The 15,129-nt window shown below is 64.4% G+C and carries 14 protein-coding genes; 3 read left to right on the top strand and 11 right to left on the bottom strand.

Annotated elements, in window-relative coordinates; translation table 11 throughout:
* Nucleotides 1-47 precede the first annotated feature (47 nt).
* From CUR21_RS10565 to CUR21_RS10560, 3 genes are all read right to left on the bottom strand, one after another.
* Nucleotides 48-725, bottom strand: a complete 678-nt coding sequence (locus CUR21_RS10565; protein ID WP_100197004.1) for a DUF1638 domain-containing protein — start codon at nucleotides 723-725, stop codon at nucleotides 48-50.
* Entirely contained in the window at nucleotides 716-871 is a 156-nt protein-coding gene (locus CUR21_RS18785; RefSeq protein WP_198431675.1) for a hypothetical protein, read from the bottom strand. The genes CUR21_RS10565 and CUR21_RS18785 overlap by 10 nt, the downstream gene beginning before the upstream one ends.
* Before the next feature lie 120 nt (nucleotides 872-991).
* Complete coding sequence (locus CUR21_RS10560) at nucleotides 992-1,687, bottom strand: B12-binding domain-containing protein (RefSeq protein WP_100197003.1); 696 nt, start codon at nucleotides 1,685-1,687, stop codon at nucleotides 992-994.
* A gap of 157 nt (nucleotides 1,688-1,844) precedes the next feature.
* On the opposite strand from CUR21_RS10560, the gene CUR21_RS10555 reads away from it, so the two are divergent.
* Nucleotides 1,845-2,948: a PA0069 family radical SAM protein gene (locus CUR21_RS10555; RefSeq protein ID WP_100197493.1), complete on the top strand. Its 1,104-nt coding sequence runs from the start codon at nucleotides 1,845-1,847 to the stop codon at nucleotides 2,946-2,948.
* A gap of 108 nt (nucleotides 2,949-3,056) precedes the next feature.
* Here CUR21_RS10555 and bmt read toward each other — a convergent pair whose 3' ends face one another.
* Nucleotides 3,057-4,073 (bottom strand): betaine--homocysteine S-methyltransferase, encoded by a 1,017-nt coding sequence (gene bmt / locus CUR21_RS10550; protein WP_100197002.1) that lies wholly within the window; start codon nucleotides 4,071-4,073, stop codon nucleotides 3,057-3,059.
* Between the two features lie 109 nt (nucleotides 4,074-4,182).
* A complete protein-coding gene (locus CUR21_RS10545) occupies nucleotides 4,183-4,497 on the bottom strand; it encodes a DUF1476 domain-containing protein (protein ID WP_100197001.1) in 315 nt (104 codons plus the stop codon).
* A 299-nt stretch (nucleotides 4,498-4,796) separates the two neighbouring features.
* On the opposite strand from CUR21_RS10545, the gene CUR21_RS10540 reads away from it, so the two are divergent.
* Together CUR21_RS10540 and purS are read left to right on the top strand one after the other, a co-directional pair.
* A complete protein-coding gene (locus CUR21_RS10540; RefSeq protein ID WP_100197000.1) occupies nucleotides 4,797-5,567 on the top strand; it encodes a phosphoribosylaminoimidazolesuccinocarboxamide synthase in 771 nt (256 codons plus the stop codon).
* A gap of 120 nt (nucleotides 5,568-5,687) precedes the next feature.
* Nucleotides 5,688-5,927, top strand: coding sequence for a phosphoribosylformylglycinamidine synthase subunit PurS (purS, locus tag CUR21_RS10535; RefSeq protein WP_100197492.1), 240 nt, complete (start codon nucleotides 5,688-5,690; stop codon nucleotides 5,925-5,927).
* 120 nt (nucleotides 5,928-6,047) lie between these two features.
* Here purS and CUR21_RS10530 read toward each other — a convergent pair whose 3' ends face one another.
* The 6 genes from CUR21_RS10530 to CUR21_RS10505 all read right to left on the bottom strand — a co-directional run bounded on the left by CUR21_RS10530 (nucleotide 6,048) and on the right by CUR21_RS10505 (nucleotide 15,122).
* Nucleotides 6,048-7,415 carry a cytochrome P450 gene (locus tag CUR21_RS10530; RefSeq protein ID WP_100196999.1) on the bottom strand — a complete coding sequence of 456 codons (1,368 nt, stop codon included), beginning with the start codon at nucleotides 7,413-7,415 and terminating at the stop codon, nucleotides 6,048-6,050.
* Nucleotides 7,412-8,638 (bottom strand): hypothetical protein, encoded by a 1,227-nt coding sequence (locus tag CUR21_RS10525; RefSeq protein WP_232622757.1) that lies wholly within the window; start codon nucleotides 8,636-8,638, stop codon nucleotides 7,412-7,414. The genes CUR21_RS10530 and CUR21_RS10525 overlap by 4 nt, the downstream gene beginning before the upstream one ends.
* 65 nt (nucleotides 8,639-8,703) lie before the next feature.
* Nucleotides 8,704-9,462, bottom strand: a complete 759-nt coding sequence (locus tag CUR21_RS10520; RefSeq protein ID WP_100196998.1) for a cytochrome c biogenesis CcdA family protein — start codon at nucleotides 9,460-9,462, stop codon at nucleotides 8,704-8,706.
* A 158-nt stretch (nucleotides 9,463-9,620) separates the two neighbouring features.
* Nucleotides 9,621-12,368 carry a ribonuclease E/G gene (locus CUR21_RS10515; RefSeq protein ID WP_100196997.1) on the bottom strand — a complete coding sequence of 916 codons (2,748 nt, stop codon included), beginning with the start codon at nucleotides 12,366-12,368 and terminating at the stop codon, nucleotides 9,621-9,623.
* A 441-nt stretch (nucleotides 12,369-12,809) separates the two neighbouring features.
* Nucleotides 12,810-13,727, bottom strand: coding sequence for a polyphosphate kinase 2 (gene ppk2 / locus CUR21_RS10510; protein ID WP_369802518.1), 918 nt, complete (start codon nucleotides 13,725-13,727; stop codon nucleotides 12,810-12,812).
* A gap of 66 nt (nucleotides 13,728-13,793) precedes the next feature.
* Nucleotides 13,794-15,122, bottom strand: coding sequence for a sigma-54 dependent transcriptional regulator (locus tag CUR21_RS10505; RefSeq protein ID WP_100196995.1), 1,329 nt, complete (start codon nucleotides 15,120-15,122; stop codon nucleotides 13,794-13,796).
* Nucleotides 15,123-15,129 lie beyond the last annotated feature (7 nt).

The following is a 15,129-nucleotide window of genomic DNA, read 5'->3' as shown; positions in this document are numbered from 1 at the left end:
CGGGCGAAGCCTCCGGCGCAGGCTGCGCGCGGGTCTGAGCGTGCAGATTAGGGGGCGGCGCCGGGGGCTGCAACCTTTGCCAAGGTGATGGCAAGGTCGCCATAGCCGGTAAACCGCCGTTCATAGGCAAGGTTCAGCCGGGCAGCGCAGGCGGCGGCCTTGGCATCGAGCGCGGGGTCGTTGGTTTGGGCCTGATAGATCAGCTTGGTGTAATGGGCAAAGTAGATGTCACGCAATTCGGGGTGGCGGTCGAGCCCCATGGGGCGCCAGACAAAGGCATCGAACTGGCGCACCAGAAAATCGGTGAGGTAGAAGGCCGTGAATTCGTCTTCGGCCTTGGCGGCAAAGGCGGCATTGCCTTCGAAAAAGCTGTAGCAATGCGGGCCTTCCACCATTTGCACACCCAATGCGGCGCATTTGGCCTGCAAGAGCCCGCCCGTGCCGCAATCGGCATAGACCACAAAGATCTGGGCATAGGCGGCACGGTGGGACAGGACGGCTTGTTCGACTGCGGCGGGGATGCGGTCAGGCCAGAGGTGGAGATTGGCGGGCAGGCATTGCACATCGAGATGCGCCCAAGCATTGGCTGCCTTGAGCGCGAGGATTTCATGCGCAAGCGCGCCGCAGGCGATGAGCAGAACCCGCTGCGCGGCCGCCGTTGCCGGTGGCGAGAGGGCAAGCCCGCGCGTGGTCAGCGTGTCATCATCAAGGGGCGTTAGCGCCACTGCCGCAGGCCGAGCATGAAGCTGCCCGCAAGGGCCGCGAGGGCAAGCGCCAGAAGCGGCACCTGCGCCCAAAGCGCAAGGGCCAAGGTGGCGCCGGCTGCGGTGATCACAAAGGCCAGCATCGCCAGAAACAGGGGGAGGGGCATCCGATACTCCTTTTCCTTAAGGGGAATGTGGTCGCTTGTGTCAGGAATGTGAAGCCCGAAATGCATAAAAAAGCCCCGGTCGTCGCTGACGCCGGGGCGGTTCGTTCTTTGCGGGCGCGGTCAGGCGCTGAGTTGGTTGTGCTTGCGCGCGACCCAAGCCTTGGCGGTTTCCACGGCCACGGCGGCATCGCGGCAATAGGCATCGGCCCCGATGGCGCGGCCGAATTCCTCATTCAGCGGCGCGCCGCCCACCAGCACGATGTAATCGTCGCGCAGACCCTTTTCCTTCATCGTGTCGATCACGACCTTCATATAGGGCATGGTGGTGGTCAAGAGCGCCGACATGCCGAGGATATCGGGCTTTTCGGCTTCCAAGGCCTCGAGATACTTTTCGACCGAATTGTTGATGCCCAAATCCAGCACCTCGAAGCCTGCGCCTTCCATCATCATCGCGACAAGGTTCTTGCCGATGTCGTGGATGTCCCCCTTGACGGTGCCGATCACCATTTTCCCCATGCGCGGCGCGCCGGTTTCCACCAGAAGGGGCTTCAGGATGAACATGCCGGCCTTCATCGCATTGGCCGACAGCAGCACTTCGGGCACGAAGAGGATGCCGTCACGGAAATCATTGCCGACGATGGTCATTCCCGCGACGAGCGCCTTGGTGAGCACGTCATAGGGTGTCCAGCCGCGTTCGATTAGGATATTGACGCCTTCCTCGATCTCTTCCTTCAGACCGTCGTAAAGGTCGTCGTGCATTTGCAGCACAAGTTCGTCATCCGACAGTTCGGAAAGGATGATGTCATCGTCAGCCATGGGGCGCGCTCCTGCGGCGGGGGGTCTTGGACTCTGCATGGGGCCAAATCGCATTTGCGACTTTGCGAATTGCGACATGCCCCGACTGAAAGCCGACAGCAAGGGGGGCTGCCGTGAGGGGTTGAACTTTGCCATCCTTTTGTTCATGGTTTGTTTTATGCGCAAGCCTGACTCTTTGTTGCCAGATGCCAGCCTGATGCCTGGCCAGCGCCTGCGGGCGCGGGGGGCTGCCTCCAACGCGGCGGGGCGGTTCGAGACGCAAGCCCGCGCGCGGCTGGAGGATGGCTGGGACCTGCCCGAGGAGGAGCGGCTTCTGGCCACCGATGTGCGGCTGGAGCGGCCCCGTTCTGCGCTGTCCTACAACCGCTCGCCCGATCTGCCGTTTGACCGTTCGGTGAACCCCTATCGTGGCTGCGAACATGGCTGCATCTATTGCTTCGCGCGGCCGAGCCATGCCTATCTGAACCTGTCACCGGGGCTGGATTTCGAGACCAAGCTGATCGCACGACCGGGGATCGCGGCGGTTCTGGCGGAGGAGCTGCGCGCGCGGGCCTATCGCGTGGCGACGGTGGCCTTGGGCACCAACACCGACCCGTATCAGCCGTGTGAGGCGGAGCATCGGCTGATGCGGCAGGTGCTGGAGGTGCTGGCGGCGTTCCGCCATCCGACCGCGATCACCACCAAGGGCGCGCTGATCGAGCGCGATCTGGACATTCTGGCGCCGATGGCGGCGCAGGGCCTGCTGCGGGTGGGGATTTCGGTCACCACGCTGGATGCGGGCCTGTCGCGGCGACTAGAGCCCCGCGCGCCCAGCCCGGCACGGCGGTTGCAGATGATCCGGCGCTTGACCGAGGCGGGGGTGCCGGTGCGGGTGATGGTGGCACCGGTGATTCCGGGACTCACCGATCCGGAGCTGGACCAGATTCTGGCGGCCTGCCGGGAGGCAGGGGCGCAAGGGGCAAGCTGGATTGCGTTGCGCCTGCCGCGAGAGGTGTCCCCCTTGTTTCAGGACTGGCTGGCCCGGCATGTGCCCGAGCGGGCGGCCAAGGTGATGGCGCGGGTGCGCGAGATGCATGGGGGGCGGGATTATGATGCGGATTGGGGGCGGCGGATGCGCGGCACGGGCGTCTGGGCCGGGCTGATTGCACAGCGCTTTGACAAGGCGGTGGCGCGGCTGGGGCTGGCCAAAGCGATGCCACCGTTGCGCTGCGATCTGTTTGCGCCGCCACCGCGTGCGGGAGATCAGTTGAGCCTGTTCTGAGGCGGACGAATTTTCTGCGAAAATTCGAAGGGGTTTTTTCTGCGAAAAAACCTTTCGCTGCCCTTTTGTCGAAGGGGGCGCGGTTGATTTTTCGCAGAAAAATCGTGGTCAGCCGCGGCGGTTGCGCCGTTCGCGGCGAGGCTCGTTCGACGTGTCGCCGGTGCCATCCGAGGCCGAGGAGAAGCCGCCCAGTTTCGCGGAGATGTCTTCCAGCGTGGGGCGCGGGCCTTGCGGCCTTGCCTCCAGCGCGGCCCGCATCGCTTTCAGATGCTCGGGCATGGTGCCGCAGCAGCCGCCAATGATGCGCACCCCGGCGTCCCGCGCAAGCACGGCATATTCGGCCATCAGCTCGGGCGTGCCATCATAGTGGATGTGGCCATCGTGATATTTCGGGATGCCGGCATTGCCTTTGGCGATGAGCGGGCGTTCGGTGCCGGTGGAGACAAAGCCCAGCACGGTGCGCATCAGGTCAGAGGCGCCGACCCCGCAATTGGCGCCGAAAGCCAAGGGCGGGTTGGCGAGTTTTTCCACCAGTTCGGCCATGGCCGCCGAGGTGGTGCCCATCATGGTGCGCCCGGCGGTGTCAAAGCTCATGGTGCCACACCATGGCATCCCGGCAAGGGCGGCGGCTTCGGCGGCGGCGCGGTATTCTTCGGGCGCGCTGATGGTTTCGATCCAGAGCACATCGGCGCCCCCGGCCTTGAGCCCTTCCGCCTGTTCGTGGAACATCTCGACCGCGAGCGCATGGGTCAGGGTGCCCATGGGTTCAAAGATCTCACCCGTGGGGCCGACAGAGCCCGCGACCACGACCGTCCGGCCGGACGCATCTGCAATCTCGCGCCCCAAGGCCGCCCCGAGGCGGTTGAGTTCGTGCACCCGGCCTTGTGCCTGATGCAGCTTCAGCCGGCTGGCATTGCCGCCAAAGGTGTTGGTGAGGAAGATGTCGGAGCCTGCCTCCACCGCGCCGCGATAGAGCGCGCGGATGTTGTCGGGCTGATCGACGTTCCACAGCTCGGGCGGTTCGCCCGAGGAGAGGCCCATGTTGAACAGGTTGGTCCCGGTGGCGCCGTCGGCCATCAGCCAGTCGCGGGTGGAAAGCAGCTTGGACAGGGCGTCTTGGGACATCGGGGCCTCGGAGCATGGAAAGGGACGGGCGCCGCAGGGCAAGGCCCTTGGCGCGAGAGACGGCGCGCGCGGCCCGGGCCTGCGCAGGACCGGGCCGCGGCACGCGGGCTTAGATTTCGGTCATCAGCTGGGCTTTGGCGGTCACGAGCAGTTCCGACATCTTGGCGCGGATCTCGTCCGCGCTGGCCTTGCCGTTCAGATCGGCGGCAACCTTGCGCACCACATCTTCGATCCCGGCTTCTTCGAAATCGGCTTCCACCACCGACATGGCATAGGCCGCGGCGTCATCGCCGGACTTCCCCATCAGCCCTGCGGCCCAGAGACCCACCAGCTTGTTGCGACGCGCTTCGGCGCGGAACTGCATTTCGGCGTCATGGGCGAATTTGGTTTCGAAGGCATTTTCGCGATCGTCGAAGCTGGTCATTGGGGAGCCCCTTGGTTGGACAGTCTTGGAGTCAGATATGCCCTTCCGGTCGCCGTGCCGCAAGGGGCGGCGGGCGGCTTTGCGCAGAGCACCCGGTGGCGCGGCGATGACGTTTGCGACAGGCGCGCAGACGAGGGCTGCGACGGGGGCAGCGACGGAAGCGGAGACGGGGAGGCGAGACGCTGTGTTGCCTGCGCGGTGCGGCGGCTTGCAGTGCCGGCTGGCTTCGCTTATAGGCCAGACAAAGTCAGCCGGGGCGGTGCTTCACCGCCCCTTGCTGCATTTGTTTCGGAGAGTTCATGGCACGGCGCAAGAAGGTCTATGAGGGCAAGACGAAGATCCTCTATGACGGTCCGGAACCCGGCACCCTGATTCAGTATTTCAAGGATGAGGGCATCTCGTCCGAGGCTCCGGTCACCAGCGAGGCCAAGGGGACCGAGGGCAAGGGCGTGCTGAACAACCGCCTTTCGGAATTCTTCATGACCGGGTTGAACAGTGTGGGGGTGCCCACGCATTTCATCAAGCGGCTGAACATGCGCGAGCAGCTGGTGCGGATGGCCGAGATCCTGCCGCTGGAAGTGGTGGTGCGCAATTTCGCGGCGGGTGAGCTGTCGACCAAGCTGGGGATTCCCGAGGGGACCGCCCTGCCGCGCCCGATTGTGGAGTATTACTACAAGGACGACCGGCTCAGCTCTCCGATGGTGGCGGAAGAGCATATCGTGGCCTTTGGCTGGGCCAGCCAGCAGGATCTGGATGATGTGGTGCTGCTTGCGCTGCGGGTGAATGATTTTCTGTCGGGGGTGATGATGGGGGTGGGCGTGCGTCTGGCCGATTTCCGCATCGAATTCGGCCGGGTCTGGGAGGGCGATTACATGCGCCTGATCGTCGCCGATGAGATCAGCCCCGACAATTGCCGCCTTTGGGACATGCGTCCGGTGATCGACCGGGGCGATGGTCAGCCGGTGGCCGAGCCCGGTCCGATGGCCGATGTTTACACTGAACTTGCGCGGCGGCTGGGCGTGTTGCCCACCAATGTGACCCACAGCCCGAAGCCCACGCTGATCAATTAGCTGGACTCGCGGCCGGGGCGGGGCGCATTGCGCCTTGTGAGCCCCGCGCGCCCTCTTGCTCCGAAGGGGAGGGGGCGCTAAGGGTGGGGCGAAATTTGGACAGCCATGTGGGGAATTGCCATGAAAGCCCGTGTCACCGTGATGTTGAAGGCCGGCGTTCTGGATGTGCAGGGTGAGGCCGTGCGCCATGCGCTGGGGACATTGGGATTTGCGGGCGTGAACGGTGTGCGTCAAGGCAAGGTGATCGAGCTGGATCTGGCGGCTTCGGATGCCGCTCAGGCCGAGGCGGACGTGAAGGCCATGTGCGAGAAGCTCTTGGCCAATACGGTGATCGAATCCTATCGCGTCGAAATTCTCTGAACGCGCATCCGCGCGCCCGGCGCGGCCTTTAGGCGCGTCTCGCGCAGAGCGTCGTAAGGACGCGATGAGCGGCTGGCGGTGACGGGGGGCTGTTTGCCCTCCGCCCTCCCGAGGATATTTTTAAACAGAACATGCAGATGCCTGCGCCCGTCGGGTGAACGTCAGCCGAATGCCATGGGCCGCGCGGACGGTCAGATGGGCAACCGGCACCGGGACATCGCCCGCAATCGGCGCGACCTGATAGGCGCGGAGCAGATGCGCAAGCAGCAGCGTGCCTTCGACCATCGCAAAGCTTGCGCCGGTGCAGACGCGCGGGCCTGCGGAAAAGGGCATATAGGCGGCGCGGGCGCAGAGCTTTGTGTCCTTGCGCGTCCAGCGGTCGGGGTCGAAGTGGTCGGGATCTGACCAGAGCCTTTCGTGCCGGTGCAGGTGCCAAGGCGACAGGACAATCTGCGCGCCACGGGGCACGGGGCGGCTGCGGAAGGTTTCGGGGCAGGTGGTTTCGCGCACCATCATCGGCACCGGGGGATAGAGCCTCAGGGTTTCCCGAAAGACGTCACGGGTAAATTTCAGCCGGGACAATGCGGCGAAATCGGGTTGATCGGGTAAGGTGGCCGCCTCGGCCGCGACGCGGGCCTGTGCCTCGGGGTGGGTGGCCAGAAGATAGAGCGCCCACGCGAGGGCCGAGGCGCTGGTTTCATGGCCCGCAAGGAAGAAGATGGCGACCTGATCGACCATTTCGCCGGTGTCGAACCGATGCCCGGTTTCCGGGTCGGGCGTTTGCATGATTTTGGTGGCCAGATCGTCGGGGGCGGTCCCGGCGGCGATCTCGGCGGCGCGGGAGTCGGTCATCGCGGTGATCAGGGCGCGGATGCGGGCCGCGGCGCGCAGGGTTTGTCTGCGGTGCAGGCGGGGCATCCAGCGCGGCAAGGGCAGGAAGGCCGCAAGATTGAGGATCGGCTGGCTGCGCTGATAGGCACGAAACTCGTGGAAAACAGCCTGCGCGGTCTGATGCTCGATCGGGATCGAGAACAGGGTGCGGAAGATCACATCGGCGGCGGCATGGCTCATCGCCTCTTCCACCTCGACCGTGCCGGGGGAGAGGCGGGCGGTGGCGGCGGTGGCCGCGGCCCAGATAGCGGGGAAGGTGTCGCGCAGGCGTCCGCCTTCGAAGGCGGGGTCGATGATGCGGCGCTGACGTTTCCACTCGGCACCGTTGGTGACAAAGACCGAATTGCCGAGGAGCGGGTTCAGGCCTTCGCGGATGCGGTTGGATTTGGGGAAATCATCGGGCCGGGCCTTCAGCACCAGATCGATCAGGGCTGGATCGTTGCACAGATAGCTTCGGAAAAAGGGCGTGCGAAATTCCGCCATCCAGGCGCGGTAGAGTCGGGCAGGCTGGGCCGAGAGGATGTCTTGCCGGAACAGCCGCAGGTGACGCCAAAGCGAGACACGGTCGGGACGGGAAGGGGGCTTGGGCGGGATCATGCCGTGTGTGTATAGCGGTTGACCGCGCGCGTGATGCGGCTTTTGGACGGGGCGCGGGTGGCATAGCGCTGGGCCAGCGGCACAGGCCCGGCGGTGATCTGGAAATAGTCGTAATCGCGCGGGCGGTCGAAGGCGCAGAGGTATTGGAAGTGCAGGCGAAAGAAGCGCCAGCGCAGGGCTTTCCAGCGGGCGGGCGACAGGGTTTGCGAAAAGGCCGCCGAAAGCACCAGTGGCCCGCGGGGGCGGGGCGGCGCCACGCCGCTGACCGCCACCGGATCGCACAGGGCGAAGGCGCAGCCATCTCCGGGCGCGGTGACATCGACCCAAGTGATGTCGTCGCGGGCCGCGAGAAAGGCCAGATCGGCGCGCAGGCGGGTGGCGCCGGGCAGGAAGCTGACCATGGGCACCACTTGGCCCAAGGAGAGGAAGGCCAGCGGCGGGTGGCCTTGCGACAGGCCCGCGCGCAGCAGATCGGACAGGATGGAAATGGCCAGATGGGCGCCCGAGGAATGGCCGACCACCAGCACCTCATCGTGATCTTGCGCCAGTGCCGCCCGGATGGTGGCGGCGAATGCAGCCATCCGCGCCTCGAGCAAGGGGGGATGGGCGCCGTTCCAGCGCGCCGAGAAGGCGAAGTCGTGCATCAGGTAATAGGCGAAGATCTTGTTGTCATGCGCCTTGAACCAGCGCAGGACCAGCGGCACCGGGATCAGTCCGGCGAGGATCAGGGCGGGGTGGAGCGTGGCCGCCAGCACGTGGCCAAGCGCCCAGCCGATCGCGCAGGCCAAGGCCAGCTGTGCGAGCAGAAGGACGATCGGGTAAAGCGCCGCGATCACCGGCCCCTTGCGCAGACGCATGAGCCGGAACAGCGCGCCTGAGCCGATATAGGCCCAAGCGGTGCGCAAAAGCTGCGCATAGGTGGCAGGGATGCTGTTCGACATGCTGTCGCGCACGATATCGGACCAGACCAGCACCGAGATCTCGGCTTCGGCCCGGCGGCCGCCGATCTGGCTTTGCACCTGCCAGCCATAGAGGCCTTCGCCATGATGCGGCTGCACGCAAAGCCTGTAGCCGGAGACGGCGGCCTGATCGGCACCTTCGCGGCGGTAGAGTTCGCGGTAGCGGCGCGGGTGGATGGGATCATAGCCCGGGATATAGAAGACGCGGCGGCGAAAGGGCCTTGGCCCTTGCACCGCTGTGTCGGGCGTGATCGGTTCCTGCACTGCCTGTGTCTCCCGTTGCCAGCGCAGTTTAGGCGGCATTTCGGGCAGAATTAAGGGAAAAGCGGTCAGCCCAGAAGCGGGATTCCCAGACGGTCGAAGGTTTCCAAGAGCCACCAGCTGAAATCGGTGAAGGCCCCGGTGACCAGCGCAAGACCGACGATCAGCAGAAGGCTGCCCATCACCCGTTCAATCGTCTTCATATGGGGCTTGAGCCGCTGCATCAGGCCAAGCGAGCGTTCCACGAACACCGCGGCCAGCAGGAACGGCAGGCCGAGGCCGAGCGCATAAAGGGCCAACAGGGCCGTGCCGCGCTGGACCGAGCCTTCCTGTGCGGCCAGCGACAGGATGGCGCCCAGCTGCGGGCCGATGCAGGGTGTCCAGCCGAAGGCGAAGGCGAGACCCAGAACATAGGCGCCAAGCGCGGTGCCGCCTCGGTCGCCTGCATCGAGCCGGGCTTCGCGGTCGAGCAAGGGGATGCGGAAGACGCCAAGGAAGTGCAGGCCGAAGACGATGACCACCACACCGGAAATGCGCGAGAACAGCACCTGATTTTGCAGGAAGAACGCCCCGAACACCGAGGCGGTGAAGCCCAGCAGAAGAAAGACGGTCGAGAGACCCAGCACGAAGAACAAGGCGGGCAGGATCACGCGGCGGCGGGCGCTGGCATTGTCGCGCATGTCGCCCATCGAGATGCCGCCCATATAGGCGAGATAAGGCGGCACAATGGGCAGCACGCAAGGGGAGAGGAAGGACAGCACACCTGCGGCCAGTGCAATCAGCATGGCGGGCAGCAGGCCTGCGTCGATCAGGTCGATTCCGAACATGGATCATGGTCCCCTTTCGCCCTGTGATAGCTTGCTGTGCTGCGCGCGTCACGGGGGCGGGGTGTCACATCGGCGTGGCCTTGGTGAAACATCGCATGCGCAGCGGATAGAAAAAGGGGCGGCAGAGTGATCTGCCGCCCCGATCTGGTCATGGCGCCTTAGCGATTGAGCGACCACCAGCCTTTGCGCTTGGGCTTGGCGGCGGTGTCTTCGGCGGCGGGTTCCGTTGCAGGCGCCGCGGCCTCCGGTTCCGCGGTGGGGGCCTCTGGAGCGGCCTCTGGGGTGGCTGCGCTGGCATCGGCCGTTTCCACCGGTGCCGGGGCGTCCACCTGCGGTGCGGGTGCGGCCACCTGCGGGGCGGGGGCTTCCACCTGAGGCGCCTCGGCGGTCGGCTCCGGTGCCGGTGCGGGCGCTGACACGGCGTCTGCCGCGGCCTCGACCGGGGCCGCTGCGGCTTCGGTCACTTTAGGCTTGCGGCTGCGGCTGCGCTTTTTGGGCGCTTCCGGGGCGGGTTCCGCCTCAGCAGTGGGTTCAGCGACAGGCTCGGCGGCGAGGGCTGTCGCATCCGCTGCGGCAGCCTCGGCCGGAGCGGCCTTGGGTTTGCGGCTGCGGCTGCGCTTTTTCGGCGCTTCGGCCTCGGGGGCGGGGGCGTCGACCGTTGCCTCTGCCGGGGCCACGTCGGCCTCGGGTGCGGCAACAGGGGCGGCGGCTTCGCTGGCCTCGGCCTCGTCGCCGTCATCGCCTTCGGCGTCGCCCTCATCGGTCGCGCCATTGCCTTCGGCCTCCGCGCCATTCGCGCCCGGACCCTTGCGGCGGCGGCGGCGACGGCGCTTTTTCTTGCCATTGCCGTCGCCCTGACGCGCATCGGCGGCGGGCTCTGCCTTGGCTTCGGCCTCGGACTCCGACTCAGGCTCGGCCTCGTCTTCGACATCCTCCTCGATTGGCAGATCCTCGTCATCCTCTTCGGCCACTGGCGCGCCCATGAGGCTGGAATTGCCCGAGATCACCGCACCCGGTTCCGGCACCACGCGCAGCGCGGTTTTGAACTTCTCGATGGTGTAATCCGGGCTGATCATCGTGGGATCGGCTTCAAGCCGCACGGACATGCCATAGCGGGCTTCGATCAGCGCGATATGTTCGCGCTTTTGGTTGATCAGGTAGTTGATGATGCCGACCGGCGCCTTGAGCAGCACCTCTTTCGAGCGTTTGCGGGTGCCTTCTTCTTCCAGCGCGCGCAGAACCTGCAAGGCCATCGAATCATCCGAGCGGATGAGGCCGGTGCCGTGGCAATGTGGGCAAGGCTGGGTGGTGGATTCGAGCATGCCGGGGCGCAGGCGCTGGCGGCTCATCTCCATCAGGCCAAAGCCCGAGATGCGGCCCACCTGAATGCGGGCGCGGTCGGTTTTCAGCTTGTCTTTCAGGCGCTTTTCGACGGCGGCGTTGTTGCGACGCTCTTCCATGTCGATGAAGTCGATCACGATCAGACCGGCAAGGTCGCGCAGACGCAACTGACGGGCCACCTCCTCGGCGGCCTCGAGGTTGGTTTTCAGCGCGGTTTCCTCGATCGAGCCTTCCTTGGTGGCGCGGCCCGAGTTCACGTCGATGGCGACCAGCGCCTCGGTGATGCCGATGACGATGTAACCGCCGGATTTGAGCTGCACGGTTGGGTTGAACATGCCGCCCAAGTAGCCTTCGACCTGATAGCGCGCGAAGAGCGGCGTGGGGTCGGTGTAGCGCTGCACGGCCTTGGCATGGTTCGGCATGATCATGCGCATGAAGTCTTTGGCGGTGCGGAAGCCTTCTTCGCCTTCGACCAGAACCTCGTCAATCTCGCGGTTGTAAAGGTCGCGGATCGAGCGTTTGATCAGGTTGCCCTCTTCGTAGATGGGGGCAGGAGCGATGGATTTGAGCGTAAGCTCGCGGATCTGTTCCCACAGCCGCATCAGGTATTCGTAATCGCGCTTGATTTCCGCCTTGGTGCGCTTGGCGCCTGCGGTGCGGATGATCAGGCCAGCACCTTCCGGCACTTCGATTTCGCCCGCGATTTCCTTGAGCTTCTTGCGGTCGGCGGCATTGGTGATCTTGCGGCTGATGCCACCGCCACGCGCGGTGTTGGGCATCAAGACACAGTAGCGGCCTGCGAGGGAAAGATAGGTGGTGAGTGCGGCGCCCTTGTTGCCACGTTCTTCCTTGACCACCTGCACCAGCATGATCTGGCGGACTTTGATCACTTCCTGAATCTTGTAGCGACGGGCGCGGGGCTTGCGCGGGGCGCTGATTTCCTCGGCCACGTCTTCTTCGGCGATCGACTCGATTTCGTCGTCGGTGTCGGAGGCATGGTCCATCGCGCGGTAGGGCGTCTCGCCCGTGCCACCGTCGGCGCCCGCATCGCCGTTTGCGTCGGCCGCGGCGTCGTGGGTGCTGGTGTCGTCTTGCTCAGGCACGGCCGCGGGGGCTGGCGTGTCGTCACCCTCGTGATCTTCGTCGAGGTCGACCACATCCATGCCCGCCGGGCCCGAGGTCACGGCGTCATCGGCCTTGGTCTCTTCGGCGGCGGGTTTCGGGCGCGGGGCGCGGCGGCGCGAGCGGCGGTTTTCTTCTTCTTCCTCGGCGCGGGCGAACGCGCGCTCTTCCTCGATCAGCGCTTTGCGATCGGCGACCGGGATCTGGTAATAATCGGGATGGATCTCGGCGAAAGCCAGAAATCCGTGCCGGTTGCCGCCGTAATCGACAAAGGCCGCCTGAAGCGACGGTTCGACCCGCGTTATCTTTGCAAGATAGATGTTGCCAGCAAGCTGGCGCTTGTTGACGGTTTCAAAGTCAAACTCCTCGACCTTGTTTCCGTCGACCACCACGACCCGAGTTTCCTCGGCGTGGGTGGCATCAATAAGCATTTTCTTAGCCATATCATTCCATTGCGCCTGCGACGCATCAATGGCTCTGGCGGACCAGAGGGGCATTGATACGGAGAGAGGCGGCTTGTTCGGGCGGGGGCGCGCGTCAGGCATGACGGCGGAATGCCCATTGGGCACCCCACGCCGTTCATCCTTTTCGTCGCGCGCATCATCGCGGTTCACGTCTGAGGGGCGGCTAGGCCCCCCACCTTAAAAAAGCCCGTTCATCCAAGGACTTGCGGGCAATGACAACAGCCTTGCGGCCGATCCGGCTGCTTGCCCGCACGTCGCGTTTCATCGCATCGGCCATGGCTTGCAGAGAATTCTGTGCATAAGTCTGCTTATGCCTGCTAACCCTAGCGGCAAAGCGCGCGCAAGAGCAATGGGCAATTTGTGCCATTGGCGCGCGGCGCGCGTCCTTGCGCTGCCTGTCAAAAGGGCAGTGTTCGGGCGTCAGTAGCGGGAGGGGACGTAAAGCTCGGGCGGCAGGGCGGCGCGCTCGTAATCGGGATTGAAGACGCGCTGGGGCAGATGAACCTCTTCATGCGGGACGGGTTCATAGGGGATCAGGCCCAAAAGATGATCGATGCAGTTCAGCCGCGCGCGCTTTTTATCGTTGCCTTCAACGATATACCACGGCGCTTCGGGGATGTTGGTGCGGGCCATCATCTCTTCCTTGGCCTTGGTATATTGCTCCCAGCGCACCCGGCTTTGCAGATCCATGGGAGAGAGTTTCCATTGCTTCATCGGGTCGTGAATGCGCATCAAAAAGCGCATCTGCTGTTCTTCATCGGTGATGGAAAACCAGTATTTGATCACGGTGATGCCGGAACGGACCAGCATGCGTTCAAATTCAGGCACGTCGCGGAAGAATTGCTCGACCTGATCCTCGGTGGCAAAGCCCATGACCCGCTCGACCCCGGCGCGGTTGTACCAGCTGCGGTCGAACAGCACGATTTCGCCGCCCGCAGGCAAGTGGGGCACGTAGCGTTGGAAATACCACTGCGATTTTTCGCGGTCAGAAGGCGCGGGCAGGGCCACGGTGCGCACCACGCGCGGGTTGAGCCGCTGGCTGATGCGCTTGATCACGCCGCCCTTGCCCGCGCTGTCGCGGCCTTCGAAGAGCACCACCACCTTTTTCTTGTGATACTGCACCCAATCCTGCAGCTTGATCAGCTCGGATTGCAGGCGGATCAGCGCGTGGAAATAACGGTGGCGGTCGATCGTGTCGGGGTGCTTTTGCTTGTAGATCCGCGCGATTTCCAGCGAAAGCTGGGCATCTTCCAGTTCTAGCTCGAAATCTTCGTCGAAGCTGTCGGCGAGTTCGGCCTGAAGCCAGTCTGGCACAAGGGTTTGCACGGGGGTCGTCACGGGCGGGACCTTTCGATGAATGCCCGTCGTGATTACCCCCGCGCCTGTAACAGGCATGCGACAGGGTCAGGTGTAATCCTGCCGCTGGAGACCGTATTTCGCCATCTTTTCGTTCAGGGTGCGGCGCGGCAGGCAAAGTTCGTCCATCACGGCGACGATGCTGCCCTTGTGGCGGCGCATGGTGTTGTCGATCAGCATTTTTTCAAAGCTTTCGACATATTCCTTAAGCGGCTTGCCTTCGGTCGTCATCGCGGGGCCCGAGGCTTCGTTATCGGCCATCAGCAGGCTGGCGATGGAGCCCGAGCCGCGCCGGTTTTGCAAGACCGCCCGTTCGGCGATGTTGACCAGCTGGCGCACGTTGCCGGGCCAAGGGGCTTGCAGAAGCTGCGCTGCCTCTTGCGCGGTGACTTGCGGGGCCTCGCAGCCATATTCTTCGGCGAATTGTTCCGACATCCGGGTGAACAGCGTCAGGATGTCTTCCCCGCGCGAGCGCAGGGGTGGGCAAAGGATCGTCATGGCGCCAAGGCGGTAATAAAGATCGGCGCGCAGGGCATCTTCCAGCGTCTTGTCGGGCGCGTGTTCGTTGCAGATGGCGATGATCCGGGTTTCCGGCGGGGTGCCCTGATCGTTGATCAGCGTCAGAAGCCGGGCTTGCAGCGACTGGCTGAGCGCCTCGACATCCTCAAGGCAAAGCGTGCCACCGCGCGCCTCTTCCACCAGCGGGATCGTGCCATCCTCGGCCGGTCCGAAAAGTTTGGCGGAAAGCTGGTCTTCCGACCATGCGGCGCAAGAGATGGTGACGAATTTCTTGGTGGCGCGCGGACCCACGGCATGAAGCGCGTGGGCGACCAGCGTTTTGCCGGTGCCGGTTTCGCCGTCGATCAGCACATGGCTGTCGGCTTGACCAAGATCAAGGATATCCTCGCGCAGGCGCTCCATCACCGGGCTGGCACCGATCAGCTTTTTCATCAGCACGGACCCGTCCGACAATTCGCGGCGCAGCGCGCGGTTGTCGAGCGTGAGGCGGCGCGCTTGGGTGGCGCGCTTGGCCAGTTCGGTCATCCGGTCGGGGTTGAACGGCTTTTCCAGAAAATCATAGGCCCCGACGCGCATCGCCTCGACCGCCATCGGCACATCGCCGTGGCCAGTGATCATGATGACGGGCAGACCGGAATCCATGCTCATCAGACGTTTGAGGAAGGCCATGCCATCCATGCCGGGCATCTTGATGTCGCTGACGACGACGCCTGCAAAATCGGCGCTGATGCCCTTGAGCGCGTCTTCGGCGCTGGCATAGGTTTCGGTGTCAAAGCCAGACAGCGCGAGCCATTGGCTGATCGATTGACGCATATCGGCTTCGTCATCGACGATGGCCACTTTCATTGTGCGCGACATGAAAACC

The organism is Pseudorhodobacter sp. MZDSW-24AT (assembly GCF_002794355.1).
In the GTDB taxonomy this organism is placed as follows: domain Bacteria; phylum Pseudomonadota; class Alphaproteobacteria; order Rhodobacterales; family Rhodobacteraceae; genus Pseudotabrizicola.
The sequence above is the reverse complement of the archived record's forward strand: the minus strand, read 5'-3'. Positions and strand labels throughout refer to the sequence as shown.